Origin of the sequence: Bacillus sp. EU52, assembly GCF_037964975.1 — a bacterium.
Taxonomy (GTDB): Bacteria; Bacillota; Bacilli; order Bacillales; family Bacillaceae; genus Bacillus; species Bacillus subtilis.
This window is the reverse complement of record NZ_CP150177.1, coordinates 2,335,502-2,362,124: the sequence shown is the minus strand read 5'-3', so window position 1 is coordinate 2,362,124 and position 26,623 is coordinate 2,335,502. Positions and strand designations below refer to the sequence as shown.

Sequence of the window (26,623 nt, the reverse complement as noted above, 5' to 3'; positions counted from 1 at the left end):
ATAGGAAATCTTTTTTCCTGTAAGAAAAGGAGACAAAGGCTATGAATTTGGATTTTTCAGCAACGATCCCCCAAATTCCTTTTATATTAGAAGGCTTGGCAATTACATTAAAAATTGTTGTTGTATCTGCTATTATCGGACTTATACTCGGTATTGTGCTAAGCTTATGCAAGATCAGCACATTCCGCCCGTTTATCTGGATCGCTGATTTTTATACATCAGTGTTCCGAGGCACGCCTTTAGTGCTGCAGCTTATGATTGTCTATTTTGGCCTTCCTCAGCTGCTCGGATTTCAAATTGACCAGTTTTGGGCTGCGGTTGTCGCATTGTCTTTGAATTCCGCCGCTTATGTATCGGAAATTATCAGAGCCGGAATCAATGCCATTGATAAAGGGCAAAAAGAAGCTGCTGTTGCACTCGGTGTCCCATATGGAAAAATGATGAAGGATCTGCTGCTGCCGCAGGCCTTCAAAAATATCTCACCTGCAATTGTGAATGAATTAATTACGTTAACAAAAGAATCGGCGATCGTCACCGTTATCGGGCTTGGTGATGTCATGAGACGCGCATATCAAGCTGGCGCAGCCACTTACAATTACCTTGAGCCGCTCATTATCGCGGGATTGATTTATTATGTGCTTGTCCTGATTTTAACGTTTATCGGCAAGGCTGTAGAAAGGAAGCTGAAATCCAATGATTAAGGTTGAAAAGCTGTCAAAATCATTTGGGAAACACGAAGTATTAAAAAACATTTCAACAACAATCGCTGAGGGTGAGGTTGTTGCCGTGATCGGTCCTTCAGGCTCAGGCAAATCAACGTTCCTACGCTGTTTAAACCTGTTGGAAAAGCCTAACGGCGGAACCATTACAATAAAAGACACAGAGATTACGAAGCCGAAAACCAACACATTAAAGGTCCGGGAAAACATCGGGATGGTTTTTCAGCATTTTCATCTCTTTCCGCACAAAACGGTTCTCGAAAACATCATGTACGCGCCTGTCAATGTAAAAAAAGAATCAAAACAGGCTGCACAGGAGAAAGCTGAGGACCTGCTTCGCAAAGTCGGTTTGTTTGAAAAGCGAAATGACTATCCAAACCGTTTGTCTGGCGGACAAAAACAGCGTGTCGCGATTGCCAGGGCTCTTGCGATGAATCCGGACATCATGCTGTTTGACGAGCCGACCTCCGCCCTTGATCCAGAGATGGTCAAAGAAGTGCTACAGGTGATGAAAGAGCTGGTCGAAACCGGCATGACCATGGTGATTGTCACACATGAAATGGGCTTCGCAAAAGAAGTGGCAGACCGTGTGCTATTTATGGACCAAGGAATGATTGTCGAAGACGGCAATCCGAAGGAATTTTTTATGTCGCCAAAATCCAAAAGAGCGCAGGACTTTTTAGAGAAAATATTATAGAATATAAAAAAGAAGAAGGCTGGCCGCCTCTTCTTTTTTATTGAAGAAACAAATAGAAATGGAGTCCGACATGTTTAAAATTGGTTATCGCACAATAAAGACCGCGCTAGGAACAGCTTTGGCTATTTATATAAGCCAGTTATTGCATTTGCAAAACTTCGCATCAGCAGGAATCATCACCATTTTGTGCATACAAATCACACAAAAACGGTCGCTTCAGGCCTCATGGGCCCGCTTTGCGGCATGCTGTCTGGCAATTGTTTTTTCTTATCTCTTTTTCGAGCTTATTGGCTACCACCCGTTTGTGATCGGAGCGCTTCTTTTGATATTCATTCCGATAACGGTTCTGTTAAAAATTAACGAGGGTATCGTCACCAGTTCCGTTATTATCCTTCATTTATACATGTCCGGCGGCATTACGCCTACTTTCATCTGGAATGAAGTTCAGCTGATTACGGTCGGCATCGGCGTCGCTCTATTGATGAACTTGTATATGCCGAGTCTTGATCGGAAGCTGATTGCTTACCGTAAAAAGATAGAGGATAACTTTGCTGTCATTTTTGCAGAAATCGAACGGTATTTGTTAACTGGTGAGCAAGATTGGTCAGGAAAAGAAATTCCGGAAACGCACCAGCTTATTACGGAGGCTAAAAACCTGGCATATCGAGATGTGCAAAACCACATTTTACGTTACGAAAATCTGCATTATCATTATTTTAAAATGAGAGAAAAGCAATTTGAAATTATTGAACGCCTTCTCCCTAAAGTGACATCGATCTCCATCACGGTAGATCAGGGAAAAATGATCGCTGAATTTATTCATGATTTGCGGGAGGCGATACACCCTGGGAATACAGCGTATAAATTTCTGAAAAGACTTGCTGACATGAGAAAAGAATTTGAGGAGATGCCGCTTCCTGCGACTAGAGAGGAATTTGAAGCGAGGGCCGCTCTCTTCCATATTCTCGGCGAAATGGAACAATATTTAGTGATTAAAAGTTATTTTAAAGGAATAAAAGCGCAAAAATCACTCGGATGATTCGCATGAGCTCTTCCTTCATTGGTCAACCTAATGAAAAAGGAGGAGCTTATGCGTTTTTTCTTATGTTCGATTTTCATGATGATTTCACCGATTTGGCCGCTCGGCGAAAATCCCCTGCCGGGTGATCCGTATGTTATTGTCAACAAGCGAACAAATGAACTTGCTGTTATCCTCGACAACAAAGTAGAAGGCGTGTATAGTGTGGCGACTGGAAAAACAGATGATTTGACGCCTGAAGGAGAGTTTTCGGTAACGGTAAAAGCGGAAAATCCTTACTACAGAAAGAAAAATATTGAAGGGGGATCTCCTGATAACCCGCTTGGGGCAAGATGGATCGGATTTGACGCGAAAGGAACGGACGGGCGGATTTATGGAATTCATGGGACAAACCGAGAGGAATCAGTAGGGAAATTTGTGTCTAACGGCTGTATACGTATGCATAACGATGAGGTTGTTCATTTGTTTCAAACGATACCAGTAGGAACGAGAGTGCTGATCACGGACGACAACCGTTCTTTTGAGGAGATTGCCATCGAGCATAAAGCTCTGATAAAAAAGCAGGATATTCCCATTGAATAAGGCGCCTGCTTTTTTATCGTTATAGAAACATGACGATTCCTGAGAGTACAGTTGAAAGAATAAAAACTCCCAAAATCACGATCAAAACGCTTTTCATCAGTTTTTGAGACATGATTTTCACTCCTTAAACAATCTGTCTATATTTTAGCGTGTTTTGAATGGGCGGACAAGCGATATCTATTAGCGAAAGCAGGGATGAAAATGAACAGGCTTGACCATATCGGGATAGCCGTTTTTTCGATAAAAGATGCAAGAAGCTTTTATGAAAATGTATTGGGGCTTGCATTTCTTCATCAAGAAACGGTTGAAGAGCAAAAGGTGAATGTTGCTTTTTTTCAAGCTGGTAGCGTCAAACTTGAGCTGATAGAGCCGTTGACAGCTGACAGCCCCGTCCATTTATTTTTGGAGAAGAAAGGGCAGGGACTGCATCATATTGCGTTTTTGTGCAACGGCCTATCTGAACAACTTCAAGCATTGTCTGACCAGCATGTTCAATTGATTGACAGGTTTCCAAGACAGGGAGCGAACGGGAAAAAGATCGCGTTTATTTCCCCTCGGGAAACAAACGGTGTTCTTGTAGAGCTTTGTGAACCGAAAGGAGACCAACACAATGAGCATGAATGAGCACATGGATCATTTATACACGAAACGCAAGCAGGCAGAAGAAGGCGGAGGACGGGAAAAGCTGGCTCAGCAGCGGCAAAAGGGCAAGCTCACTGCTCGGGAAAGGATCATATTTCTTCTAGATCAGGACAGCTTTATCGAATTACACCCCTTCATGGAAAGTCAAGTGTTAACAAGAGAACAGCGCATGTTAGGGGATGGGGTCGTGACAGGGTACGGCACAATTGACGGTCGCTCAGTTTATGTATTTGCGCAAGACTTCACAGTGTACGGAGGGGCGCTTGGCGAAACCCATGCCAGGAAAATCTGCGCTTTGATGGATCTGGCAGCAAAAAATAAGGCGCCGATTATCGGGCTGAATGACTCAGGTGGTGCGAGAATTCAAGAGGGTGTGTTATCATTAGATGGATACGGTCACATATTTTACCGAAACGTCTTATATTCCGGAGTCATTCCGCAAATATCGGTTATTTTAGGGCCGTGCGCTGGAGGCGCTGTATATTCTCCGGCACTCACAGATTTTATATTTATGGCTGAACAGACCGGCCGGATGTTTATTACCGGCCCGAAGGTGATTGAAAAAGTGACAGGGGAACAGGTTGATGCGGAGAGCTTAGGCGGAGCGGGGATACATAATGCCGTCAGCGGAAACGCCCACTTTTCCGGGCATACGGAGAAGGAGGTTCTGACAGGGGTGAGAAAACTGCTGTCTTATTTGCCGCTGAATGGCCGGACAACAGAGCCGAAGCCAGAGAAAGAGGCGTCCAGACCGTTATTAAACCGTCTTGTCCCTGCTGATACGACAAAGCCTTATGATGTTCGGAAGGTGATTAGGGAGCTGGCTGACCCGCAATCTTTTTTTGAGATTCAGCCATTTTTTGCGAAGAACATTGTCATTGGGTTTGCAAGGCTGGGTGAAAAAGCAATCGGCATCGTGGCGAGCCAGCCGAAGCATCTGGCGGGAAGCCTGACGATTGACGCTGCTGATAAAGCAGCAAGGTTCATCCGTTTTTGTGACGCATTTGATATCCCGCTATTGACTGTCGAAGATGTCCCGGGGTTTCTGCCGGGTATTCAGCAAGAGCACAATGGAATCATCAGGCATGGAGCAAAATTATTGTTTGCTTATGCTGAAGCGACTGTCCCAAAAGTCACACTCATCATTAGAAAAGCGTACGGCGGCGCCTATGTGGCCATGAACAGCAAAGCGATCGGAGCGGACCTTGTGTTTGCATGGCCGAATGCTGAAATCGCAGTGATGGGTCCAGAAGGTGCGGCATCGATTTTGTATGAAAAGGAAATCAAAGCTTCAGCTGACCCGCAAAAGACGAAACGCGAAAAAACAGCTGAATACAAAAAGCAAAACGCCGGCCCATACAAAGCGGCAGCTTGTGGAATGGTCGATGACATCATTTTGCCGGAAGAATCAAGGGGAAAACTGATTCAAGCTTTTCATATGCTTGCACATAAGACAGAAGAGAGACCGAAAAAAAAGCACGGTAACATACCGCTTTAATATGGAGGGACTTACAAATGGTGAATGAAAAACGCCTGCTGGAAGAATTTTTAGAGCTTGTCCAAATTGACTCAGAAACAAAGCACGAAGCTGAAATCTGCAAAGTGCTGAAACGAAAATTTTCTGATTTAGGTGTGGACGTTAAAGAAGACGATACAATGGATATCACGGGCCACGGAGCCGGTAACCTGATTTGCACGCTAAAAGGGACAAAACAAACAGATACGATCTATTTTACATCTCATATGGACACAGTTGTACCCGGAAACGGCGTAAAACCAGTTGTAGAGAACGGTTACGTCAAAACTGACGGCACGACGATTTTAGGCGCTGATGATAAAGCGGGATTGGCTGCAATGTTTGAGGCGATTAAGGTGCTGAAAGAAGAAAACATTGAACACGGCACGATTGAATTCATCATCACAGTAGGGGAAGAATCGGGTCTGATCGGAGCGAAGGCGCTTGACCGTTCTATGATCACTGCATCCTACGGCTATGCTCTTGATTCAGACGGAAAAGTCGGAAATATCATTGTGGCCGCGCCGACACAGGCGAAGGTAAGAGCGGCAATTTTCGGGAAAACCGCTCACGCCGGGGTTGAACCTGAAAAAGGCATTTCAGCGATTACAATCGCTAGCAAAGCCATTTCAAAAATGCCATTGGGCCGTATCGATGAAGAAACAACAGCTAATATCGGCCGGTTTGAAGGCGGCACACAAACAAACATTGTGTGCGACGAAGTTCATATTCTTGCTGAAGCGCGCTCTTTAGTTCCTGAGAAAATGGAAGCTCAGGTTCAAAAAATGAAAGCTGCTTTTGAAGAGGCAGCTGCTGATATGGGCGGACGCGCAGAAGTCGAAATTGAGGTTATGTATCCGGGCTTTAAATATCAAGACGGCGACCAAGTTGTTGAAATCGCGAAAAAAGCGGCTGCTAAAATCGGACGTCCAAGCGAGCTGCAAACGAGCGGCGGCGGAAGCGACGCGAACGTAATCGCTGGTCATGGCATCCCGACGGTCAATCTTGCTGTCGGTTATGAGCAAATCCATACAAAAAATGAAAAAATGCCGATCGAAGAGCTCGTTAAAACGGCAGAAATGGTTGTTGCCATTATTGAAGAGGCGGCAAAATAAAAAAAGAAAACCCGAGTGCGATTTCCCGCATCGGGTTTTTTTAGCTCCATTTCCTAAGCGGCCAAAATAACACATCCTGTTTTTTAGCGTAATGAAGCAAGGGGTCTGACTCTGGCAATGTAATGCCGTGAGCATCAGTCACCGTATTGACTGAAATTTCCGCTTCGGCGTTTTGCAGCAGCCATGGATGATGATGGATGTCTTCGTAATAGAGCTTATTGCGATAAGTAGTGTAGAGCCTGTATCGTTCTGTCAGCCAGTAATCGAGCGAATCCTTTTCTGCTGTAAAAGGCGCTGAAATGGGCCGGTATGCGGCGTGGAATGCTGCTTCTTTGTCATTTTTCCGCTTGCTGACATAGTCAATGGCATCACCGTTTTTTTCGGACTTCATATCCGCGTAAAAATAAGGCAGATGAAAGAATGTGCGAGCGCCAAGGACCGCCAGACGATCATCGGCATCTAAGCTAAAAAAATAAATGCCGGGCTTGCCTTTATACGTGACATAGGTGCGGAGGTTAAGCTCAGGAAATGCACGCGCACCGGGAATGACAGGAAGATAACGCGCCCTCAGGTTCGTGAGCATAAAGGGAAGCATGCTGATCCAAGCTTGCCCGTTATATGTATCTAATTCTAAAACGGACGGTACCAAAGCGCGAAGGATAGAAACATCAACAGGCCAGTGAGCAAATAAGACATCATTCCAGGTTTGTCTCATGATCCAGATTCCATCAGGTACAGAAATATTTTTTTGCTGAAAGCGTTCCGTCAACGTATATGCTCCTTTCGGTTGGAGGTGAGTAAAGGTATTCCCGATTTCCTTCTTTTTAAACGATACGGCTATTTTTTAGGATGGCCATTTCTGCTTCAGCCATGATAAACAAGACTGTTTGGCGCGGTACTTTACAAGTAACAAAAAACAACCCCGGCTTTTCGCACGGGGTTGCTTTTTTATTTCACCGACTCAGTAAGAGCGGCTGTTTTTTTACTTTTATGATGCGTCATCTGAAGGACGATGTTTTGCACTGTCAAAAACAGTCCGCTTGTAAACCAGTACAGCGGAAGGGCTGCCGGGACATTAAGCGAGAAAATCGTCATCATCACAGGGAAGATGAACACCATCAATTTTGCGGATTGCTGCGCCGCAGGGTTTTGCGGGACAGCGGAATATTTCGCGCTCAGTTTTTGAGCGATATAGGCTTGGACAAAATACATAATCCCTGCACTAAGGGACATGAGAATATCAGATTGCCCTAAACTGAACCATAGAAACGAGTGTGACGCAATTTCAGGTGTTGAGCGAATCGCGTAATAAAGCCCAATCATAATCGGAGACTGAATCAGCATTGGAAGACAGCCCATCGCAAGCGGGTTGATATTATGCTCCTGATACAGCTTCATCATTTCCATTTGCAGCTCTTTTTGCTTTTCCGGGTCCTTCGTCTTTTTCAACTTAACCTGGATACTGTCAACCTGAGGTTTAATAACGGCCATTTTCTCTTGGAAGATGCGCTGTTTTTTGAACTGATTGACAAACAAAGGCAATACAACTATACGCACAATAATGGTTACGAGGATAATAGAGAGTCCGTATTCTCCGTGAAACAGCCCGGCAACACCCTTAAGCAGAGCGGAAAACGGTTCGATTAAATAATCGTGGAAAAAACCTACGTTGCTGAGGCCTCCCACCTGATTAGTCGCTGCAAATGCAGCATTGCCCGAGCATAATACGATCAAAAAGATACCCATAGCCAAAAGTTTTTGATATGTTTTTAACAATTTTGTTCTCCTCCTTTTTATAAATGCGGTTTATAAAAGAAGAGAACCGGCGTCTTCCTCATCGTTCACAGGCGAATTCATGCGGAAGACTTTACGTATCCAAGTTGTAATGCGATGATATATAATAATAAGAAAGTCTGTTCGGTTAATGTGAAAGACCGTCTGATGTTCATCTGTTCGTTTTGATTTCCATTGCTCGCCCGCACGGCACTCCCGTAAGAGGAATGCAATCCCGATTGCCGTTAGAGCAGGAAGAATAATTGTGAAAAAATCGACTAAGAATAAAACGTCATTTATCGATTCCACAAACATTGTCATCACATCCATTCAATAGCTTCATTTTACTATATGTACAAGCTGTTGTCTAATGACCGAAAAGGAGATTTGTTTATGCCGGGAAAGAGCCGAATTATTTTCCATATTGATATGAATAGCTTTTATGCGTCGGTTGAAATGGCATATGATCCGGCTCTCCGGGGAAAGCCGGTCGCAGTTGCCGGAAACGTAAAAGAGCGAAAGGGCATTGTGGTAACATGCAGCTATGAAGCAAGAGCGCGCGGCGTCAAAACAACGATGCCGGTTTGGCAAGCGAAGCGCCATTGTCCTGAGCTCATCGTTCTTCCGCCGAACTTTGACCGCTATAGAAACTCTTCACGAGCGATGTTTACCATTCTTCGTGAATATACTGACCTGGTGGAGCCTGTCTCTATCGACGAAGGCTATATGGACATGACCGATACACCATACAGCAGCCGCGCTCTAGAGACGGCAAAAGAAATCCAAAGCAGGCTGCAAAAAGAGCTGCTGCTCCCGTCAAGCATAGGGATTGCGCCGAATAAATTTCTCGCTAAGATGGCGTCTGATATGAAAAAACCGCTTGGAATTACGATCTTAAGAAAGAGGCAAGTGCCTGATATCCTGTGGCCGCTTCCTGTTGGAGAGATGCACGGAGTCGGCAAAAAGACAGCGGAAAAACTGAAGGGACTCGGCATCCATACAATCGGAGAGCTAGCTGCAGCTGATGAACACTCGCTGAAGCGCCTGCTTGGCATCAACGGTCCGCGCCTTAAAAATAAAGCAAATGGCATTCACCATGCGCCGGTTGACCCGGAGCGCATTTACGAATTTAAAAGCGTCGGCAACTCATCGACACTTTCCCATGATTCCAGTGATGAAGAAGAGCTGTTAGGCGTCTTTAGAAAGCTTGCCGCTTCTGTGAGTGACCGTTTACAGCGCAAGGAAGTCATGGCTTCGAAGCTTTTTATTATGATTAGATATGCGGATTGGAAAACCATCACAAGAAGCACTACGCTGAGAAACCCGATTGATCAAAAAAATGACATTTTGAAAGAAGCGGAGCACCTCTTTTTTAAACATTGGAATAAAAATCCTGTCAGGCTGCTTGGCATTACCGGAACGGATTTAGTAGAAAAAGAGCAGGCCTATAAACAGCTCGATTTGTTCAGCTTTAATGAAGATGCGAAGGATGAGCCCATTCAGCAGATGATGGAAAAGCTGAATAAAAAGTACGGTACCAAACTGATCAGAAAAGGGGCAACGTTAAAAAAAGAGGAGAGCAAAACAAAGGGAACAAGCTTTAATAAAGATTTTTTTCAAGATGAAAAGAAAAGCTGAATCGCTTGAAAAAAAGGGTGAATGTATGGTAATTTCTTTATTATAAATATCATTTTATTTTAATTTAAATTTTAAAATGATTAAACGTTTGCAGAAGGGACGTTAGAATATGTCAAAACAACAAATCGGCGTTATCGGACTTGCGGTCATGGGTAAAAATCTGGCTTTAAATATCGAAAGCCGGGGATTTTCTGTTTCTGTTTACAACAGATCAAGCAGTAAAACTGAGGAGTTTTTACAGGAGGCAAAAGGAAAAAATGTTGTTGGCACTTACAGCATTGAAGAATTTGTCCAATCCTTGGAAACACCGCGCAAAATCTTATTAATGGTTAAAGCGGGAACTGCAACAGATGCGACAATTCAATCTCTTCTTCCTCATCTAGAGAAGGATGATATTTTAATTGACGGCGGTAATACATACTATAAAGATACACAGCGCCGTAACAAAGAACTCGCTGAAAGCGGCATTCATTTTATCGGAACAGGCGTTTCCGGCGGAGAAGAAGGGGCGCTTAAAGGACCTTCTATCATGCCTGGCGGACAAAAAGAAGCACATGAGCTTGTAAAACCGATTCTTGAAGCCATTTCTGCAAAAGTTGACGGAGAACCTTGTACGACATATATCGGTCCGGACGGCGCCGGCCATTACGTAAAAATGGTGCACAACGGAATTGAATACGGAGATATGCAGCTGATCTCTGAATCATATTTCATTCTGAAACAGGTGCTGGGCCTTTCTGCTGATGAGCTTCATGAAGTTTTCGCTGAATGGAATAAAGGTGAGCTTGATAGCTACCTGATTGAGATTACGGCTGACATCTTCACAAAAAAAGACGAAGAGACAGGCAAACCGCTTGTTGATGTGATTCTTGATAAAGCAGGCCAAAAAGGAACAGGAAAATGGACAAGCCAAAGCGCACTTGACTTAGGCGTTCCGCTTCCGATTATTACTGAATCTGTATTCGCACGCTTTATCTCAGCTATGAAGGAAGAGCGTGTAAAAGCGAGCGGACTTCTTTCAGGACCAGAAGTGAAGCCTGTTACAGAAAATAAAGAAGAGCTGATTGAAGCGGTCAGAAAAGCGTTGTTCATGAGTAAAATCTGTTCATACGCGCAAGGATTTGCCCAAATGAAAGCTGCTTCTGAAGAATACAACTGGGATCTGAAATATGGTGAAATCGCTATGATCTTCCGCGGTGGCTGCATCATTCGCGCGGCATTCCTTCAGAAGATCAAAGAAGCTTACGATCGCGAGCCTGAGCTTGACAACCTGCTTCTTGACAGCTATTTCAAGAATATTGTAGAAAGCTATCAAGGAGCGCTTCGCCAAGTGATTTCACTTGCAGTTGCCCAAGGTGTGCCGGTGCCATCATTCTCAAGCGCATTAGCCTACTATGACAGCTACCGCACAGCCGTACTGCCTGCAAACTTAATCCAAGCACAGCGCGACTACTTTGGCGCTCATACGTATGAGCGTACTGACAAAGAAGGCATCTTCCATACTGAATGGATGAAGTAATCAATAGAAACCCCCAAAGCTATAGAGCTTCGGGGGTTTTGTTATTAATGAGAGTGCTATACCTCTGTGACAGCTGCAAAAAAGCCGAAAATGCTTGTAAACATTTTCGGCTTTTTTCTTCTTATTATATATTCCACCAGTGTAAGCCGTCTTTCGCCAAAAGATCATCAGATACTTTCGGTCCCATTGAGCCTGATTCGTAGTTAGGAGATAAGGTTTTGTTTGCTGCCCATGTTTCAGAAATAGAGTCGACAAAGCTCCAAGAAAGGGCAACTTCATCCCAGTGTGCAAAGTTTGTTGCATCGCCAAGAAGACAGTCGTGAATTAGTTTTTCATATGCTTCAGGGGTGTTCAACTCGTCATTGCAATTGCTGCAATAATCGAGTTTGATTGGCTGTGCGTGTGCTGCTCCGCCAAGCTTTTTAGCATTTAAGTAAAGCGTAATGCCTTCGTCAGGCTGGATATGAATGACAAGCAAGTTCGGATTCATGTTGTTTTCATTACCGTAGTACAGGTTCATCGGAATGTCCTTAAATTGAACGACAATTTTTGTGGACTTTTCTTTCATTCGTTTTCCGGTTCTGATGTAGAATGGAACACCAGCCCATCTGAAGTTGTCGATCAGGAGCTTGCCGGCAACAAAGGTTTCTGTATTGGAGTCAGGAGCGACATTATCTTCATCTGTATAAGCAGGAACCGGTACACCGTCAATTTCACCAGCTTGATATTGTCCGCGCACAAAGTATTCATCCACTTCGTCTTTTGCAATAGGACGCAGTGCTCTCAGCACCTTCACTTTCTCGCTGCGGATTTCTTCTGTGTTCAATTTGATAGGCGGCTCCATTGCAAGAAGGGCAACCATCTGCATAATATGGTTTTGCACCATGTCGCGAAGGGCGCCTGATTTTTCGTAATATCTTGCGCGGTCTTCAACGCCTAGTGATTCGCTAGATGTGATTTGAATGTTTGAAATGTAGCGGTTTGTCCAAAGCGGTTCGAAAATCGCATTGGCAAATCGAATCACTTCAATGTTCTGAACCATTTGTTTGCCTAGATAATGGTCGATTCTGTAAATTTGATCTTCCGTAAATGCTTCGCGGATTTCTTTATTCAATGCCTGTGCGCTTGGCAGATCATGGCCGAACGGTTTTTCGATGACAAGGCGAGACCAGCCGGTTGTAGCTGTTACACCCTCTGATTTTAATGTTTTTGCAATCGTTCCGAAGAATTCAGGAGCCATTGCCAAGTAGAACATTCTGTTGTTAGGAATTTGATATGTATCTTCCAGCTGGTTAAGCAATACGTTTAGCTCTTGATAAGAACCAGGGTTTGTCACGTCAAACGGGTGATAGTAAAAATGAGACGTGAAATCATCTATATGCTTATCTGCAGATGAGGAAATGGATGTTTTAACAGTTTGGCGAAGATCCTCATTAGACCAAGGTCTTCTTCCAACTCCTACCACTGCAAACTCTTCTCCGATTTGTCCGTTTTGATATAAACGGTGAATAGACGGATACAATTTTCGTTTTGCTAAATCTCCAGTTGCACCGAATATGACAATTACTGCTTTTGGTTGTTGGTTTGTTTTCACTAAAAGTACCTCACTTTATTCGAAGCTTTATTTTAGTACACCCCGTATATTTCCTTCATTTTAAATCTAAAATTCAACGAAAGCAAACATTTAAGCCCTTTTTTAAGCAGAATGCTGAAAAAATGTTTCTAGCACGAAAGGATTGTTCTTTTCAGAGGCAAGATTCACATTTTCCGCTTGATCCTGTATTCTTGTAGGTATCTGGTTCTAGTAGGAGGAAGGAAACGTGGAATTACTTTTTTTAGGGACGGGAGCCGGCATCCCCGCCAAGGCGAGAAATGTAACGTCGGTGGCATTAAAATTGCTTGAAGAAAGGCGTTCGGTATGGCTTTTTGACTGCGGGGAAGCCACACAGCATCAAATTTTACATACAACGATTAAACCTCGTAAAATAGAGAAAATCTTTATTACACACATGCACGGCGATCATGTATACGGACTTCCGGGGCTTCTGGGGAGCCGTTCCTTTCAAGGCGGAGAGGACGAGCTGACAGTGTACGGACCTAAAGGGATCAAGGCGTTTATTGAAACAAGCCTTGCCGTCACGAAAACCCATTTGACATATCCGCTTGCGATCCAGGAAATTGAAGAAGGAATCGTGTTTGAGGACGATCAGTTTATTGTCACAGCGGTATCTGTTATTCATGGAGTGGAAGCCTTCGGGTACCGTGTGCAGGAAAAAGACGTACCGGGTTCCTTGAAGGCTGACGTATTAAAAGAAATGAACATCCCGCCCGGACCTGTATATCAGAAAATCAAAAAAGGCGAAACGGTAACGCTTGAAGACGGACGAATCATCAATGGGAATGATTTTCTGGAGCCTCCTAAAAAGGGAAGATCTGTTGTGTTCTCCGGTGATACGAGAGTAAGTGACAAACTAAAAGAGCTTGCGAGGGATTGTGATGTGCTTGTTCATGAAGCAACCTTTGCTAAGGAAGACCGTAAACTTGCTTATGATTATTATCACAGTACAACGGAACAAGCGGCTGTAACAGCGAAAGAAGCAAGAGCGAAGCAGCTCATTTTAACCCATATCAGCGCAAGATATCAGGGAGATGCTTCTTTGGAGCTTCAAAAAGAAGCGGTTGACGTTTTCCCCAATAGCGTGGCGGCATATGATTTCTTAGAGGTAAACGTCCCGCGAGGCTGAAGGCAGAGCTCTTATTTGACAATTTGTGATGATGTTGTATAATAAAACGTAATCATTACGTTTTATAAGGAGATGTTAATTATGAGAGTAAATGTTACTTTAGCCTGCACTGAAACGGGAGACCGAAATTACATCACAACAAAAAATAAACGCACCAATCCAGACCGTTTGGAGCTGAAAAAATATTCACCGCGTTTAAAGAAATATACCCTTCACCGTGAAACAAAATAATATAAAAGACCGGGAATCCCTTACGGCCCGGTCTTTTTTTACGTTAATTGACTGCCTGGTAAAGAGGAGCGGCCTGCTGGCACGCTGCGCACCATACGTCATAAATAGCCAAGTGAACGATATGAGGTTCATCATGATGGATGTTGTGGGAGCTGTTTTTAGCTTGAATCCAGCCGCTTTGGTTAGATAGAGACAATATGCTGCTGTGCAAGTTTTGCCACTCCTGTTCAGCAGCGAATTTCTCAGTCCGTTCTCCTGATGACAACACAAGGAGAGGCATGTTTCCTAAGTGGACTTGCCGCTTTTTGAGCTCCTGCAGACTTTTTGAAAACTCTGCATGCGTGCCCTCAAGCATCATCTTTCTCGTATGTGATTTGTGCATTTCTTCGGGTATAAAGGTAAAGCTGGCGCAATCGCCTAAAGCTGGGTCAAGAAGGACCATGCCGATAATATCATACTTGTTTTGGCAGGCCCATAAACCGGTGATGACAGCTCCGTATGAGTGTGAAACAGCCAAATAAGGAGGTTTTACATCAGCTGCTTTAAGCAAACTCTCCAATTCTTTCACTTGTTGATCAGCTGTTCGTTTAGCTCTGCTTTGCCCGCTTTTTCCTATGCCTGCCCGATCATATGTGAAAATGCCAAATTCATCATCAATGTCCGCCATTAATGGTTTCCACGTCTCAGAAGAAGTACCATAGCCGGCCTCAAAGACAATCGTTACACCGCTTGATCCTTTCCGGTGCTGTGTATGAAACGCACATCCGTCAATTGTATATGTCTTTTCCATCCAAGCTGATTTCATTGGAGTCATCTCCTCTAATTGGTTCTACTAGGGAGACGGAGAACCTTAGCCGATCGTTTCTCTAAAAATAAAAAAAGAGATATCCTCTACAGGATATCTCTTATGGGCATTACCAGCCTCTTTCGTATTGAACAGGGGCCGGAATCTCTGTGTTGAGCTGTTTCGCAGCAGTTCTTGCAAAGAATGGATCCCGCAAAAGCTCTCTGCCGATAAAGATGAGGTCGGCACGTCCGTTTTGCAGAATTTCTTCAGCCATTGAACCGTCTGTAATCATGCCGACGGCACCAGTAGCCATGTCCGCCTGTTCACGGATTTTCTCAGCGAAGCTGACCTGATAGCCAGGGAATACGTTAATGTCTGCGTGAACAAGGGCGCCTGAGCTGCAGTCAATTAAGTCAACACCCTGCTCCTTCATCCATTTTGCAAAACCGATGTGATCGGCAATGTCTAAGCCTTTATCAGTGTAGTCAGAAGCAGATACACGGACAAATAAAGGACCGTCCCATACTTGTTTGACTTCATCAATGATCTCTCTCAAGAAACGATAGCGGTTTTCAGGTGAGCCGCCATATTCATCTGTGCGATGGTTGGAAAGCGGAGACAAAAATTCATGAATTAAATATCCGTGCGCCGCATGAATTTCAATCACATCAAAGCCGGCTTCTTTTGCGCGGGCAGCCGCTTGCTTGAACTCCTGGACCGTTTCTTTTACTTTTTCTGCTGACATTTCTACAGGTGTTGCTGATTGTTCGTCAAACGCAATCGCCGATGGAGCGAAGATATCTCCTTCAAGCTCAGCTTTACGTCCGGCATGGGCAAGCTGAATGCCGATTTTTGAACCTTGTTCTTTGACCTGCTCAGTCAGTTTTGCAAAGCCTTCAATATGCTCGTCGCTCCAAATGCCTAAGTCTTGGTTAGTGATTCGTCCTTGAGGGTTAACCGCTGACGCCTCTACAATAATCAGTCCGACCTGGCCGATTGCGCGCGATATGTAATGTGCCATGTGGAACGGTGTTAATTTTCCGTCCTTTTCATGAGAAGAATACATGCACATTGGCGACATGACAATGCGGTTTTTTAACGTCATATCTTTAATTATAATAGGTGTAAATAATTTTCTGGCCATTTCTTTCGCCTCCCGTAAGGTTTTTAGAGATTGATTATATCAAGTCATTTCTTTCCCGTCATATAAACTGCTCAAAAGAACCGCTTTTGTCAAACATTTCTGTATAATAGACGAGAAATCAGTTTATTTTTCAGTATAGAAGCATTTTTATTCATAGGAGGGGCGGAATCAATGAATTGGCAGACGAAGGACGAATTGCTGGCACTTTTAATTTCTCTTGTGCAATACGAAAGCATCACCGGTTCAAAGGGCGAGGCAGCGCTTGCAGAGTATCTTTATTTTATTTTGAAGGACAAGCCCTATTTTCAAAAGCACCCTGATGATGTAACACTTCATCCGATGGACGATGGCAGATCTTTTCTTACGGCTCTAGTCAAAAAGAAGAATGTCAAAAAGACAGTGCTTCTGCTGAGTCATTTTGATGTCGTTGACATAGAAGATTACGGCGAATTTAAACATATGGCTTGCAAGCCTGCTGAGCTTTTGAGCTCCTTTTTAGAGAAAAAAGAGCTGCTCCCGGAACGTGTGAGAAGAGATGCCGAAAGCGGAGACTGGCTGTTCGGAAGAGGGACGATGGATATGAAAGCGGGGCTTTGTGTTCAACTGTCGATGCTGGAGAGGGCAATGAACGGGCATTTTGAGGGCAATCTGCTGTTGATAACGGTTCCGGACGAGGAAGTGAATTCAAGAGGCATGATTGAAGCGGTTCCTGCATTGAAGGAGATGGAGAAAAAGCATGATATCACATTAACCGCTTGCCTGAATGCCGAACCGATGTTTGAAAAATTTCCCGGCGATCAGCAGCAATATTTTTATACAGGAAGCATTGGCAAGGTGCTTGCGGGTTTTTTCTGCAAGGGGATTGAGACACATGTTGGAGAGCCGTTTTCAGGCCTAAACGCAAATTTAATGGTATCTGAGATTAACCGTTTGCTTGAACTGAATGCTGATTATTGCGAAAAGGTTGATGGCGAGGTCACTCCGCCGCCGGTAAACTTAATGCAAAAGGACTTGAAAGAGGCATATTCAGTCCAGACACCGCATACAGCCGTCACATTATTTAATGTGCTGTCAATGAAACGCTCAGCTAGTGAGCTGCATCAGATGCTGCTTAAAACAGCAGAACAGGCGGCGGAGGAAATCATGTCGAACGTTCGGAAGAAAACACAGGATTTTCAACAATTTGAGCCATTTCAGCCGATTGAGCGGGACGTCACTGTTTTGACATTTGATGAGCTGGTCTCGCGTGCAAAAAAGCGTGCGGGGATCTCGGAAACAGAGCGGGCTCTAAATTATGCCTTTGCTAACAGGGGCGAGCTTGGAGATAGGGATTTTTCGACGAAAATTGTTTCTGAGCTTGCTTCACTTTGTAAGGAGGATGCGCCGCTCATCGTTCTGTTTTATAGTCCGCCGCTTTATCCAGCTGTTTCTTCAAAGGATGATCAATTGATCAGAAATACAGCAGAACAGTTAAAGCATTATGCGGCTGAGCGATACGGCATTGCATTACAGGAGGTTCAGTACTTCCCCGGACTTTCCGACTTGAGTTATCTTCAGCTGGAAAAGCAGGAGGTTGATGCATACACAAGCAATATGCCGCTCTTTAACAGAGGATATTCATTGCCAAGCGGTAAAAATCAGGCTTTATATGTCCCGGTTTTAAATGTCGGTCCGGCTGGTAAAGACCCGCATAAATGGACGGAAAGATTGTATATGCCTTATTCCTTTGAAGTGCTTCCCGATTTGCTTTCATTTACGATCTCCGCGCTATTAAAGCAATCAGAATCTGCCGGCCAGCTGCTGCGGGAAAAATAAAAAACAGAAGGCACTGTGCCTTCTGTTTTTGTCTTACATCTAAGAATGTCTCTCTAAGGCGGCGCCGGCAAACTGTTCTTTGATTTCTGCGCTCCGTTTAGCTGTTTCTTCAATACAGTGAATAATTGCTTCTTCAAAGCGGGAGTCCTGTAAAGCGCGAAGACCTGCCTCTGTAGTGCCCCCAGGACTGGTGATTTCTTTACGCAGCTTTTCCGGCTGTTTGCCGCTTTGAAGGAGCATATCTGTTGCCCCTGCCATTGTCTGCAAAATGAGTGCTTTTGCCGTTTCTTTATCTAATCCTACTTTTTGTGCCGCTTTTTCCATCGCCTCAATATAACGATACACATAGGCCGGGCCGCTGCCTGCGATTGCAGTGACAGCGTCAAGATGCCGCTCCTCAACCAGTGTTGCATCACCGATTGTTTCCAATAGAGCTTTTGCGGCAATAATATCATTCTTGCTTGCTTCCGTGCTTACGGAAAATCCGGTTGCTGATTTTCTGATTGCCGCTGATGTATTAGGCATGACGCGAATGACTGCGAGCTTTCTGCCAAAATAATGCTGAATGGTTTCGATGGTAAGGCCTGCAAGTACTGAAATGACAAGCTGGTCCTTGATATACGGCCGGATGCTGTCGATGCTTTCCGCCGCGTCTTTCGGTTTGAAAGCGAGGATAATGATATTGGTGTGAGTGAAAAACTCATTTTTATCTCTGCATGGACGCACGCCGTACGTTTCCTTTAATTCAATCAGACGCTCGTCATTTGAGCGATTTGTAATATAGATATGTTCTGGTTTTGTGATGCCGCTTTGCAAAATGCCGTTGATCATTGCTTCTGCCATTGACCCGGCGCCGACAAATCCTATCTTTTTCATTGATATCCTCCTTCTATCAGAACAACAAAAAAACCTTTTCATCACGTAAAGGACGAAAAGGTTCGCGGTACCACCCTCATTAGCACAAATTGTGCTCAGCTCAAATCCCGTAACGCGGGAAACGTTTAGGTTTTCCTAACCGCGACTTGAGGGCAGGTTCTACAAACAAGCGGGCCGCAACACCTTTCAGCCGGGGGTATCGCTCTCTTAGGCCATTGCCTTGTATACTATTCCTCGTCATAGCGTTCCAATGGTTCTCGTTTTAGTTTGTTGTTCATTATGCAATGGCGGACAAGCTAATGTCAATAGCTTTTTCAAAAAGGTTTGTTCTCATTCTGCAATAATGACACAAGACCGAGAAAAAGCTAAAATATGAATAATGAATGAAGACAAGGAGCGAAAGGATGACAACTGAAGATGTAATTGCGATCCGCGTCCCGACGCCGTTTGCTGTCGGCGATGTTATCGTTTACCTCGTAAAAGGTGAAGCACTGACACTTATCGATGCCGGGCCGAATACAAAAGAGGCTGCCAGAGCCCTACAAGAGCAGCTTGCCGCTGTAAATGTGAAAATGTCAGATATCGAGCAGGTTGTACTGACTCACCATCATGCTGATCATGCAGGCTTGCTTGATGTCTTTTCAGATGAAATCGAAGTGATTGGGCATACATTCAACGAACCTTATATCAGCCGAAATCAAGCCTTTATGGATTGGCAAAAACGTTTTTTTCAAAAGCTGCTGCCTGAATTAGGCGTTCCATTTGATACGGGGAAGGCGGAAAAGCTGATTCGATCAGCGTACGCATTTTCCTGTACGAGATCTCTGACAAAATCAATCAGAGAAGGTATGGGCATAGATGGGCTTGAGGGCTGGTCTGTGTTGGAGATGCCTGGACATGCTGAATCGCATATCGTTCTGTTCCATGAAAAAAGCGGAAGGATGCTTGGCGGCGATCTACTGCTGGCAAACAGCTCGTCTAATCCGATTTTGGAAGCGCCGAAAGCGGGAGACGTTAGGTCAAAGCCTTTAGTGGATTATCAGCGGTCATTGCGAAGGCTGTCTCAACTTGATCCAACAATCGTATTTCCTGGTCACGGCGAGCCTATCACCAGTGTACAAGCGCTGATTGAGAAGCGTTTTGACAAGCAGAGGAACAGGACGGAGGATGTTCGTCGCATGCTGGATGAAAAGCCGATGACCGCTTTTCAGGTCTGTCAGCAGCTTTTTCCTGCTGTATATGAAAAGGAATTGTTTTTAACGATGTCAGAAACGGCAGGTCACCTTGATGTGTTAGAGGCTGAAGAAGCCATTACGTCATATTGGGAAGGAAATACCGCATACTTTAAAACAATGAAGAGGTGAAATGGGTGAAACATATAGCGGGAAAAAGGATTTGGATAACCGGCGCTTCAGGAGGGCTTGGTGAAAGAATCGCATACTTATGCGCAGCTGAAGGAGCCCATGTCCTGCTGTCGGCTAGACGCGAGGATCGTTTGATAGAAATCAAAAGGAAAATAACCGAGGAATGGAGCGGACAGTGTGAGATTTTTCCTCTGGATGTCGGCCGCCTAGAGGATATCGCCCGGGTCCGCGATCAGATCGGCTCGGTTGATGTACTGATTAACAATGCGGGCTTCGGTATATTTGAAACGGTTTTAGACTCTACATTGGATGACATGAAAGCGATGTTTGATGTGAATGTCTTCGGCCTGATCGCCTGTACAAAAGCGGTGCTTCCGCAAATGCTTGAGCAAAAAAAGGGCCATATCATCAATATCGCCTCTCAAGCGGGGAAAATCGCAACACCGAAGTCTAGCCTTTATTCCGCGACCAAACATGCCGTGTTAGGTTACTCAAACGCTTTGCGGATGGAGCTTTCGGGAACCGGCATTTATGTGACAACAGTCAACCCGGGCCCGATTCAGACGGACTTTTTTTCCATTGCTGATAAAGGCGGGGACTACGCCAAAAATGTCGGCCGCTGGATGCTTGATCCTGATGACGTGGCAGCTCAAATTACAGCTGCAATTTTTACGAAAAAGCGGGAGATCAATCTTCCGCGTTTAATGAATGCCGGCACTAAGCTGTATCAGCTGTTTCCAGCTCTTGTAGAAAAGCTGGCAGGACGCGCGCTCATGAAAAAATAATGATGGAACTGCCTGTGGTGGAGTGGCTTGTTTCTCACGAGGCAGTTTTTGATAGTGGAAGGGAGAGATTGTTGAATGTCAGTTCATTCAGAAGTCCTTCATGCTCTGCTTAAAGATCCGTTTATTCAGAAACTGATTGATGCAGAGCCTGTATTCTGGGCAAATTCAGGCAAGAAAGAGGGGCCAATACCCCGTGCAGATGAGTGGGCAACCGAGATAGCGGAAGCGGAAAAAAGAATGCGGCGGTTTGCACCTTACATTGCCGAGGTGTTTCCTGAGACGAAAGGCGCTAAAGGAATCATCGAGTCTCCGCTTTTTGAGGTGCAGCATATGAAGGGAAAGCTGGAAGCGGCATATCAGCAGCCATTTCCCGGAAGATGGCTTTTAAAGTGCGACCATGAGCTTCCGATTTCAGGATCGATTAAAGCGAGGGGCGGGATTTATGAAGTGTTAAAGCATGCTGAAAATCTCGCGCTTCAAGAAGGGATGCTTCAGGAAACCGATGATTACCGCATCTTACAGGAAGAGCGGTTTGCCGGGTTTTTCTCCCGCTATTCGATTGCTGTCGGTTCGACAGGAAACCTGGGTTTAAGCATCGGCATCATCGGCGCGGCACTCGGCTTTCGCGTGACAGTGCATATGTCCGCCGATGCTAAGCAGTGGAAAAAGGATCTCCTCCGCCAAAAGGGAGTCACTGTTATGGAGTACGAAACAGATTACAGCGAAGCGGTGAACGAGGGGAGACGGCAGGCGGAACAAGATCCATTCTGTTATTTTATTGATGATGAACATTCTCGTCAGCTGTTCTTAGGATATGCTGTTGCCGCAAGCCGATTAAAAACACAGCTTGACTGTATGAATATAAAGCCAAGTCTTGAGACGCCCTTGTTTGTGTATCTGCCGTGCGGAGTCGGCGGAGGACCGGGCGGTGTAGCATTTGGGCTGAAGCTTTTATACGGAGATCATGTTCATGTGTTTTTCGCAGAACCAACTCATTCACCTTGTATGCTGTTAGGGCTTTATTCAGGACTTCACGAGAAGATCTCCGTCCAGGATATCGGCCTGGATAATCAGACGGCTGCTGACGGACTTGCCGTAGGGAGGCCGTCAGGATTTGTCGGCAAGCTGATTGAACCGCTTCTGAGCGGCTGTTATACGGTAGAGGACAATACGCTTTATACTTTGCTTCATATGCTGGCTGTATCTGAAGATAAATATTTAGAGCCCTCTGCTCTTGCCGGCATGTTCGGGCCGGTTCAGCTTTTTTCGACAGAAGAGGGAAGGCGCTATGCTCAGAAATATAAGGTGGAACATGCCGTACATGTCGTCTGGGGAACGGGAGGAAGCATGGTTCCAAAAGATGAAATGGCTGCGTATAACCGAATCGGTGCTGATTTGCTAAAAAAACGAAATGAAAAATAAGCAGACAGTGAAAAGGTTTTCCGTTACAATCTTTGTAAGGGTTTTAACCTACAGAGAGTCAGGTGTAAACAGTGAAAAATAAAGAACTTAACCTACATACTTTATATACACAGCACAATCGGGAGTCTTGGTCTGGTTTTGGGGGGCATTTGTCGATTGCTGTATCTGAAGAAGAGGCAAAAGCTGTGGAAGGATTGAATGATTATCTATCTGTTGAAGAAGTGGAGACGATCTATATTCCGCTTGTTCGCTTGCTTCATTTACATGTCAAGTCTGCGGCTGAACGCAATAAGCATGTCAATGTTTTTTTGAAGCACCCACATTCAGCCAAAATTCCGTTTATTATCGGCATTGCCGGCAGTGTCGCAGTCGGAAAAAGCACGACGGCGCGGATCTTGCAGAAGCTGCTTTCGCGTTTGCCTGACCGTCCAAAAGTGAGCCTTATCACGACAGATGGTTTTTTATTTCCTACTGCCGAGCTGAAAAAGAAAAATATGATGTCTAGAAAAGGGTTTCCTGAAAGCTATGATGTAAAGGCGCTGCTCGAATTTTTGAATGACTTAAAATCAGGAAAGGACAGCGTAAAGGCCCCGGTGTATTCCCATCTAACCTATGACCGCGAGGAAGGTGTGTTCGAGGTTGTAGAACAGGCGGATATTGTGATTATTGAAGGCATTAATGTTCTTCAGTCGCCCACCTTGGAGGATGACCGGGAAAACCCGCGTATTTTTGTTTCCGATTTCTTTGATTTTTCGATTTATGTGGATGCGGAGGAAAGCCGGATTTTCACTTGGTATTTAGAGCGTTTTCGCCTGCTTCGGGAAACTGCTTTTCAAAATCCTGATTCATATTTTCATAAATTTAAAGACTTGTCTGATCAGGAGGCTGACGAGATGGCAGCCTCGATTTGGGAGAGTGTCAACCGGCCGAATTTATATGAAAATATTTTGCCGACTAAATTCAGGTCAGATCTCATTTTGCGTAAGGGAGACGGGCATAAGGTCGAGGAAGTGCTGGTAAGGAGGGTATGAAATTGTGCATCATATTGAACTGTATGTCTCTGATTTGGAGGCGTCTAGGCGGTTTTGGGGCTGGTTCTTAAAAGAACTTGGCTATAAAGAGTATCAAAAATGGAGCTCAGGCATCAGCTGGAAGAAAGATCGTTTTTACCTAGTGATTGTGCAGGCGAAAGAGCCATTTCTAGAGCCGGAATACCATAGATGCCGAGTCGGTCTGAACCATCTCGCATTTCATGCTGAATCCAAGCTTCAAGTCGATCAGATGACTGAAAAATTGACGGCAAAAGGTTATCGTGTGTTGTACCGAGACAGGCATCCTTTTGCCGGAGGAGACGGGCATTATGCAGTCTATTGTGAGGATCCGGACCGGATTAAGGTAGAGCTCGTTGCCCCAAGCTGTTAATCGTGATCTTCGGACAGGCTGTTCAGCTTTTTCTCAATGCGATCCAGCTGCGCTTTTCGGTTTTTCGCATACTTGAAGCCTGTAACAGCCGCAAAGACGACAGCGGCAAATATAATAAATACAAACAGCTGAAACATCACATCACCTATATTCATGTTCTTCACCTCATGTTTGCGGGAGAGTTTCATTCTCTTCCGTTTTTTATTTAAAGCGGCTTTTCCAGACGGGAACGGTGTTTTGTGGTCTCTGTTTTCATTTGCCGATAGGCGAACGCTAAAAATGGCAGGCCGAGCAGGGTAATGCCGCTCAGGACAGAAAAAATATAAATCGGCCGGCCAGCGCCAAACAGGTCTATACATATCCCCCCGACCCAAGGGCCGATGACGTTTCCGAGCTGTGAAAAACCGATTGCCCCGAAATAAGTGCCTTTTAATCCTGGTTTTGCAATCTGGTCTACATACAAATCCATCATAGAGAATAAAAGCACTTCGCCGATTGTAAATGTGATGACAATCATCACAATTGAAGGAACACCGTGTGATACGGTAAAAATGGCCATGCTGATACTAACCATCACATTACCGAGCATAAGAGAACAAAGCGGCGAAAAACGTTTTGCAAAATGGACAATGGGAAATTGCGTCGCCAACACAACGATTGCGTTTAATGTCAGCATCAGCCCATACAGCTTCGTTCCATTGTCGATCAAGGGGTTCTGCGCCATATACTGAGGGAATGTGGAACTGAATTGTGAGTAGCCGAAGGTGCATAGCGTAATGCCGACCAAAGCAATGGTAAAAAGATAATCCTTTTGCGTGACCATAAACGCTTCCCGCACGCTCATATTTCGGGACTGGGCTGGTGCTGATAAGGATGGATGTTTTTTAAATTGGAGGGCAAGCACAATTCCGTATAGTCCGTAAATGACTGCAGGCACCAAAAAGGGCGTAGTCGATTGCGATGAGCCGAAATATAGGCCAAGCACAGGTCCGAAGACAACGCCGATATTAATAGCCGCATAGCGTAAATTAAAAACTAGCAGTCTCGTTTTTTCTTCTGTCATATCAGACAGCAAGGCCTTTGAAGCGGGCTCAAACAGTGATTTGCAAAGACCGTTTAATGCGTTAACTACAAAAAACACCCAGAGATGAGATGCCGCCGCAAAGCCTGCAAATACCAGCATCCATCCGAAAATTGATACAAGCATCATGTTTTTTCTGCCGAATTTATCTGAGATATATCCGCCGTAAAAGCTTGCGAGGATGCCGACTGATGAGCTCGCGGCGATGACCAGCCCTGCATAGGAAGCTGATGCGCCTTGGACGGCTGTCAAATAAATCGCTAAAAAAGGAATGCTCATCGATGTTGCCATTCTGCCGAAAATGGTTCCGATTATAATTGTCCAGCTGATCGGGTGGATATCTTTCCATTTCTTCATGAATTATATTCTCTCCTGTATGTATGATCTTTCTCTATCATATATGAAAAAATTTCCTTCTCCAATAGATCGTTCAAAATATTTCGTTATTGACATGTAGTATGCCTGATTGTATGGATGGCAATATACTTTGCGTTGAGGATGCGTGTGGCTGACGGAGTTTACATCTTGAAAGAAGGAAAATGACGGGATGTCCGATTTCAGTGAGGGTGTGTTTGAAACATTAAAAGAGTTTAAGCCGCCAGGACGTGGATCATATCGGCAGTGAAACCGGCTATGAGATCAAGATGTACGCTGAAAACCGGCATGGGCCTCATGACAGAACAAGAGAGCACATCTCTTCGAAAAAGTGTATACGCGTGATCATGGACAGCTTATTCCGTTTTGCGCGAGTTCTGAGGGGGAATTTTACGCCAGGCCATATGAATCTATGGAGCGTGAGAAAATCCTGCTTTTTCTGTAAGCCTGAGACTGTTTATTTGTTTCAGGCGGTGTTTTCAAAGGGAAGCCGCATCAGCGGCTGAAAGACTGACAGTCATGCGTTTAAGAGAACAGGCCTTGGTTTGTGACATAGTCATAAATGATATCTTCTATATGCGCATGCAAATCCTCATCTGGTTCTTCATTCCGTCTCTCTTGTAGAGCCGCTTTCAGGCTTTGTTTTTCATACGGGCTTAACGGATCTATAGCAACGTTTCTGCCGTATTGCCGCAATGCCTGTCCCAGCATTTTTTCGACAAATTTCTCCATCATGACTCTCCTATCCTTATGCTTCGCTTTTATTCTACTAAATGTTTTTCTTCTCTCAAACCCTTGGATCATATTTTCTGTCAGACAAGAATCATTTACCAGTATAAAACGAACATACTTTCGCATATAATGAAAAGCGAACATAAGTTCTTTTTAGAGGTGTGTATGATGAAAGAAAAAGTGATTTTTCTCGTTGACATGCAATCGTTTTATGCATCTGTAGAGAAAGCGGAAAATCCACATTTGAAAAATAGGCCCGTCATTGTTTCGGGTGACCCTGAAAAAAGGGGCGGAGTCGTATTGGCTGCCTGCCCGCTGGCGAAACAAAAGGGTGTGGTGAATGCTTCACGGCTGTGGGAGGCGCAGGAAAAGTGTCCTGAGGCTGTTGTGCTCCGGCCGCGTATGCAGCGGTATATTGATGTATCACTGCAAATTACGGCCATTCTCGAGGAGTATACAGACCTTGTGGAGCCGTATTCCATCGATGTTCTGTTACTATTAATTACACGATATAATCATAGTTTACAAAGTTCGACTTTATCCTCAAGGTTATCACATAACAGCTAACAAAAATGTATAATATAAACTGTGAGTTTGGGGGAGGG

At 44.6% G+C, this 26,623-nt stretch carries 29 protein-coding genes; 18 read left to right on the top strand and 11 right to left on the bottom strand.

Going from position 1 to position 26,623, the window contains the following annotated elements:
• Positions 1-41: 41 nt before the first annotated feature.
• From artQ to NSU05_RS11985, 4 genes are all read left to right on the top strand, one after another.
• Positions 42-701, top strand: coding sequence for an arginine ABC transporter permease ArtQ (gene artQ / locus NSU05_RS12000; protein WP_003230340.1), 660 nt, complete (start codon positions 42-44; stop codon positions 699-701).
• A complete protein-coding gene (gene artR, locus NSU05_RS11995) occupies positions 694-1,416 on the top strand; it encodes an arginine ABC transporter ATP-binding protein ArtR (RefSeq protein ID WP_004398740.1) in 723 nt (240 codons plus the stop codon). Before artQ ends, artR begins: the two co-directional genes overlap by 8 nt.
• Positions 1,417-1,486: 70 nt before the next feature.
• Complete coding sequence (locus tag NSU05_RS11990; RefSeq protein ID WP_038429274.1) at positions 1,487-2,455, top strand: aromatic acid exporter family protein; 969 nt, start codon at positions 1,487-1,489, stop codon at positions 2,453-2,455.
• A 51-nt stretch (positions 2,456-2,506) separates the two neighbouring features.
• The gene (locus NSU05_RS11985; RefSeq protein ID WP_004398604.1) at positions 2,507-3,037 is read left to right on the top strand and encodes a L,D-transpeptidase; all 531 of its coding nucleotides are present in this window, start codon (positions 2,507-2,509) and stop codon (positions 3,035-3,037) included.
• Between the two features lie 19 nt (positions 3,038-3,056).
• Here the strand turns inward: NSU05_RS11985 and prli42 are convergent, their stop codons facing one another.
• Complete coding sequence (gene prli42 / locus NSU05_RS11980) at positions 3,057-3,149, bottom strand: stressosome-associated protein Prli42 (RefSeq protein ID WP_003226489.1); 93 nt, start codon at positions 3,147-3,149, stop codon at positions 3,057-3,059.
• A gap of 89 nt (positions 3,150-3,238) precedes the next feature.
• Here prli42 and mce point away from each other — a divergent pair, with 89 nt between their 5' ends.
• The 3 genes from mce to NSU05_RS11965 are packed head-to-tail and all read left to right on the top strand — an operon-like array spanning position 3,239 to position 6,310.
• Positions 3,239-3,661 (top strand): methylmalonyl-CoA epimerase, encoded by a 423-nt coding sequence (gene mce, locus NSU05_RS11975; protein WP_029726744.1) that lies wholly within the window; start codon positions 3,239-3,241, stop codon positions 3,659-3,661.
• Positions 3,654-5,177 carry an acyl-CoA carboxylase subunit beta gene (locus tag NSU05_RS11970; RefSeq protein WP_074794484.1) on the top strand — a complete coding sequence of 508 codons (1,524 nt, stop codon included), beginning with the start codon at positions 3,654-3,656 and terminating at the stop codon, positions 5,175-5,177. The genes mce and NSU05_RS11970 overlap by 8 nt, the downstream gene beginning before the upstream one ends.
• Positions 5,178-5,194: 17 nt before the next feature.
• The gene (locus NSU05_RS11965) at positions 5,195-6,310 is read left to right on the top strand and encodes a tripeptidase T (protein ID WP_003230352.1); all 1,116 of its coding nucleotides are present in this window, start codon (positions 5,195-5,197) and stop codon (positions 6,308-6,310) included.
• A gap of 40 nt (positions 6,311-6,350) precedes the next feature.
• Here NSU05_RS11965 and NSU05_RS11960 read toward each other — a convergent pair whose 3' ends face one another.
• From NSU05_RS11960 to mifM, 3 genes are all read right to left on the bottom strand, one after another.
• Positions 6,351-7,079 carry a DUF2071 domain-containing protein gene (locus NSU05_RS11960; protein ID WP_038429273.1) on the bottom strand — a complete coding sequence of 243 codons (729 nt, stop codon included), beginning with the start codon at positions 7,077-7,079 and terminating at the stop codon, positions 6,351-6,353.
• Between the two features lie 179 nt (positions 7,080-7,258).
• Entirely contained in the window at positions 7,259-8,086 is an 828-nt protein-coding gene (locus NSU05_RS11955) for a membrane protein insertase YidC (protein WP_003230359.1), read from the bottom strand.
• Between the two features lie 30 nt (positions 8,087-8,116).
• Positions 8,117-8,404 carry a membrane protein insertion/folding monitor MifM gene (gene mifM / locus NSU05_RS11950; protein ID WP_010886563.1) on the bottom strand — a complete coding sequence of 96 codons (288 nt, stop codon included), beginning with the start codon at positions 8,402-8,404 and terminating at the stop codon, positions 8,117-8,119.
• 72 nt (positions 8,405-8,476) lie between these two features.
• Between mifM and NSU05_RS11945 the strand changes: the two genes are divergently transcribed.
• Together NSU05_RS11945 and gndA are read left to right on the top strand one after the other, a co-directional pair.
• A complete protein-coding gene (locus NSU05_RS11945) occupies positions 8,477-9,721 on the top strand; it encodes a DNA polymerase IV (RefSeq protein WP_015251756.1) in 1,245 nt (414 codons plus the stop codon).
• A 109-nt stretch (positions 9,722-9,830) separates the two neighbouring features.
• Entirely contained in the window at positions 9,831-11,240 is a 1,410-nt protein-coding gene (gene gndA, locus NSU05_RS11940) for an NADP-dependent phosphogluconate dehydrogenase (RefSeq protein ID WP_003230365.1), read from the top strand.
• A gap of 124 nt (positions 11,241-11,364) precedes the next feature.
• Here gndA and zwf read toward each other — a convergent pair whose 3' ends face one another.
• Positions 11,365-12,834, bottom strand: coding sequence for a glucose-6-phosphate dehydrogenase (gene zwf, locus NSU05_RS11935; protein ID WP_014480196.1), 1,470 nt, complete (start codon positions 12,832-12,834; stop codon positions 11,365-11,367).
• A 226-nt stretch (positions 12,835-13,060) separates the two neighbouring features.
• Between zwf and rnz the strand changes: the two genes are divergently transcribed.
• Together rnz and rpmG are read left to right on the top strand one after the other, a co-directional pair.
• Positions 13,061-13,984, top strand: coding sequence for a ribonuclease Z (gene rnz / locus NSU05_RS11930; RefSeq protein ID WP_004398681.1), 924 nt, complete (start codon positions 13,061-13,063; stop codon positions 13,982-13,984).
• A gap of 81 nt (positions 13,985-14,065) precedes the next feature.
• Entirely contained in the window at positions 14,066-14,215 is a 150-nt protein-coding gene (gene rpmG, locus NSU05_RS11925; protein WP_003226511.1) for a 50S ribosomal protein L33, read from the top strand.
• A 43-nt stretch (positions 14,216-14,258) separates the two neighbouring features.
• On the opposite strand, the gene NSU05_RS11920 is transcribed toward rpmG, so the two are convergent.
• Both NSU05_RS11920 and namA read right to left on the bottom strand, forming a co-directional pair.
• Positions 14,259-15,020, bottom strand: a complete 762-nt coding sequence (locus NSU05_RS11920) for an alpha/beta hydrolase (protein ID WP_038429272.1) — start codon at positions 15,018-15,020, stop codon at positions 14,259-14,261.
• A 109-nt stretch (positions 15,021-15,129) separates the two neighbouring features.
• Positions 15,130-16,146, bottom strand: coding sequence for an NADPH dehydrogenase NamA (gene namA, locus NSU05_RS11915; RefSeq protein WP_038429271.1), 1,017 nt, complete (start codon positions 16,144-16,146; stop codon positions 15,130-15,132).
• Between the two features lie 171 nt (positions 16,147-16,317).
• On the opposite strand from namA, the gene NSU05_RS11910 reads away from it, so the two are divergent.
• Complete coding sequence (locus tag NSU05_RS11910) at positions 16,318-17,961, top strand: M20/M25/M40 family metallo-hydrolase (RefSeq protein ID WP_038429270.1); 1,644 nt, start codon at positions 16,318-16,320, stop codon at positions 17,959-17,961.
• A 39-nt stretch (positions 17,962-18,000) separates the two neighbouring features.
• Here the strand turns inward: NSU05_RS11910 and proC are convergent, their stop codons facing one another.
• Entirely contained in the window at positions 18,001-18,837 is an 837-nt protein-coding gene (gene proC / locus NSU05_RS11905) for a pyrroline-5-carboxylate reductase (RefSeq protein ID WP_029317946.1), read from the bottom strand.
• A gap of 404 nt (positions 18,838-19,241) precedes the next feature.
• Between proC and NSU05_RS11900 the strand changes: the two genes are divergently transcribed.
• From NSU05_RS11900 to NSU05_RS11880, 5 genes are all read left to right on the top strand, one after another.
• Positions 19,242-20,201 (top strand): MBL fold metallo-hydrolase, encoded by a 960-nt coding sequence (locus NSU05_RS11900; RefSeq protein WP_038429269.1) that lies wholly within the window; start codon positions 19,242-19,244, stop codon positions 20,199-20,201.
• A 5-nt stretch (positions 20,202-20,206) separates the two neighbouring features.
• Complete coding sequence (locus tag NSU05_RS11895; RefSeq protein ID WP_015483409.1) at positions 20,207-20,986, top strand: SDR family oxidoreductase; 780 nt, start codon at positions 20,207-20,209, stop codon at positions 20,984-20,986.
• 75 nt (positions 20,987-21,061) lie between these two features.
• A complete protein-coding gene (dsdA, locus tag NSU05_RS11890) occupies positions 21,062-22,408 on the top strand; it encodes a D-serine ammonia-lyase (protein ID WP_038429268.1) in 1,347 nt (448 codons plus the stop codon).
• Positions 22,409-22,479: 71 nt separating this feature from the next.
• Positions 22,480-23,439 carry a type I pantothenate kinase gene (gene coaA, locus NSU05_RS11885; protein ID WP_003245966.1) on the top strand — a complete coding sequence of 320 codons (960 nt, stop codon included), beginning with the start codon at positions 22,480-22,482 and terminating at the stop codon, positions 23,437-23,439.
• A 4-nt stretch (positions 23,440-23,443) separates the two neighbouring features.
• Positions 23,444-23,830, top strand: coding sequence for a VOC family protein (locus tag NSU05_RS11880; RefSeq protein WP_080287617.1), 387 nt, complete (start codon positions 23,444-23,446; stop codon positions 23,828-23,830).
• On the opposite strand, the gene NSU05_RS11875 is transcribed toward NSU05_RS11880, so the two are convergent.
• From NSU05_RS11875 to NSU05_RS11865, 3 genes are all read right to left on the bottom strand, one after another.
• Entirely contained in the window at positions 23,827-23,985 is a 159-nt protein-coding gene (locus NSU05_RS11875; RefSeq protein WP_004398585.1) for a hypothetical protein, read from the bottom strand. The two genes, NSU05_RS11880 and NSU05_RS11875, sit on opposite strands and share 4 nt — an antisense overlap.
• Before the next feature lie 50 nt (positions 23,986-24,035).
• Positions 24,036-25,268 carry an MFS transporter gene (locus tag NSU05_RS11870; protein WP_038429267.1) on the bottom strand — a complete coding sequence of 411 codons (1,233 nt, stop codon included), beginning with the start codon at positions 25,266-25,268 and terminating at the stop codon, positions 24,036-24,038.
• A 543-nt stretch (positions 25,269-25,811) separates the two neighbouring features.
• Positions 25,812-26,018, bottom strand: coding sequence for a YqzH family protein (locus NSU05_RS11865; protein WP_004398642.1), 207 nt, complete (start codon positions 26,016-26,018; stop codon positions 25,812-25,814).
• Positions 26,019-26,183: 165 nt separating this feature from the next.
• Between NSU05_RS11865 and NSU05_RS11860 the strand changes: the two genes are divergently transcribed.
• Complete coding sequence (locus NSU05_RS11860; RefSeq protein WP_339203985.1) at positions 26,184-26,585, top strand: hypothetical protein; 402 nt, start codon at positions 26,184-26,186, stop codon at positions 26,583-26,585.
• Positions 26,586-26,623 lie beyond the last annotated feature (38 nt).

Bases quoted from the DNA above. Each gene is read 5' to 3' on its own strand.
- NSU05_RS11900 (WP_038429269.1), top strand. From the start codon at position 19,242: ATGACAACTGAAGATGTAATTGCGATCCGCGTCCCGACGCCGTTTGCT.
- NSU05_RS11945 (WP_015251756.1), top strand. From the start codon at position 8,477: ATGCCGGGAAAGAGCCGAATTATTTTCCATATTGATATGAATAGCTTT.
- NSU05_RS11985 (WP_004398604.1), top strand. From the start codon at position 2,507: ATGCGTTTTTTCTTATGTTCGATTTTCATGATGATTTCACCGATTTGG.
- NSU05_RS11870 (WP_038429267.1), bottom strand. From the start codon at position 25,268: ATGAAGAAATGGAAAGATATCCACCCGATCAGCTGGACAATTATAATC.
- NSU05_RS11970 (WP_074794484.1), top strand. From the start codon at position 3,654: ATGAATGAGCACATGGATCATTTATACACGAAACGCAAGCAGGCAGAA.
- NSU05_RS11990 (WP_038429274.1), top strand. From the start codon at position 1,487: ATGTTTAAAATTGGTTATCGCACAATAAAGACCGCGCTAGGAACAGCT.
- NSU05_RS11860 (WP_339203985.1), top strand. From the start codon at position 26,184: ATGATGAAAGAAAAAGTGATTTTTCTCGTTGACATGCAATCGTTTTAT.
- proC (WP_029317946.1), bottom strand. From the start codon at position 18,837: ATGAAAAAGATAGGATTTGTCGGCGCCGGGTCAATGGCAGAAGCAATG.
- artQ (WP_003230340.1), top strand. From the start codon at position 42: ATGAATTTGGATTTTTCAGCAACGATCCCCCAAATTCCTTTTATATTA.
- prli42 (WP_003226489.1), bottom strand. From the start codon at position 3,149: ATGTCTCAAAAACTGATGAAAAGCGTTTTGATCGTGATTTTGGGAGTT.
- NSU05_RS11875 (WP_004398585.1), bottom strand. From the start codon at position 23,985: ATGAATATAGGTGATGTGATGTTTCAGCTGTTTGTATTTATTATATTT.
- NSU05_RS11865 (WP_004398642.1), bottom strand. From the start codon at position 26,018: ATGGAGAAATTTGTCGAAAAAATGCTGGGACAGGCATTGCGGCAATAC.
- rpmG (WP_003226511.1), top strand. From the start codon at position 14,066: ATGAGAGTAAATGTTACTTTAGCCTGCACTGAAACGGGAGACCGAAAT.
- NSU05_RS11910 (WP_038429270.1), top strand. From the start codon at position 16,318: ATGAATTGGCAGACGAAGGACGAATTGCTGGCACTTTTAATTTCTCTT.
- gndA (WP_003230365.1), top strand. From the start codon at position 9,831: ATGTCAAAACAACAAATCGGCGTTATCGGACTTGCGGTCATGGGTAAA.
- dsdA (WP_038429268.1), top strand. From the start codon at position 21,062: ATGTCAGTTCATTCAGAAGTCCTTCATGCTCTGCTTAAAGATCCGTTT.
- namA (WP_038429271.1), bottom strand. From the start codon at position 16,146: ATGGCCAGAAAATTATTTACACCTATTATAATTAAAGATATGACGTTA.
- artR (WP_004398740.1), top strand. From the start codon at position 694: ATGATTAAGGTTGAAAAGCTGTCAAAATCATTTGGGAAACACGAAGTA.
- NSU05_RS11965 (WP_003230352.1), top strand. From the start codon at position 5,195: ATGGTGAATGAAAAACGCCTGCTGGAAGAATTTTTAGAGCTTGTCCAA.
- NSU05_RS11920 (WP_038429272.1), bottom strand. From the start codon at position 15,020: ATGAAATCAGCTTGGATGGAAAAGACATATACAATTGACGGATGTGCG.
- mce (WP_029726744.1), top strand. From the start codon at position 3,239: ATGAACAGGCTTGACCATATCGGGATAGCCGTTTTTTCGATAAAAGAT.
- mifM (WP_010886563.1), bottom strand. From the start codon at position 8,404: ATGACAATGTTTGTGGAATCGATAAATGACGTTTTATTCTTAGTCGAT.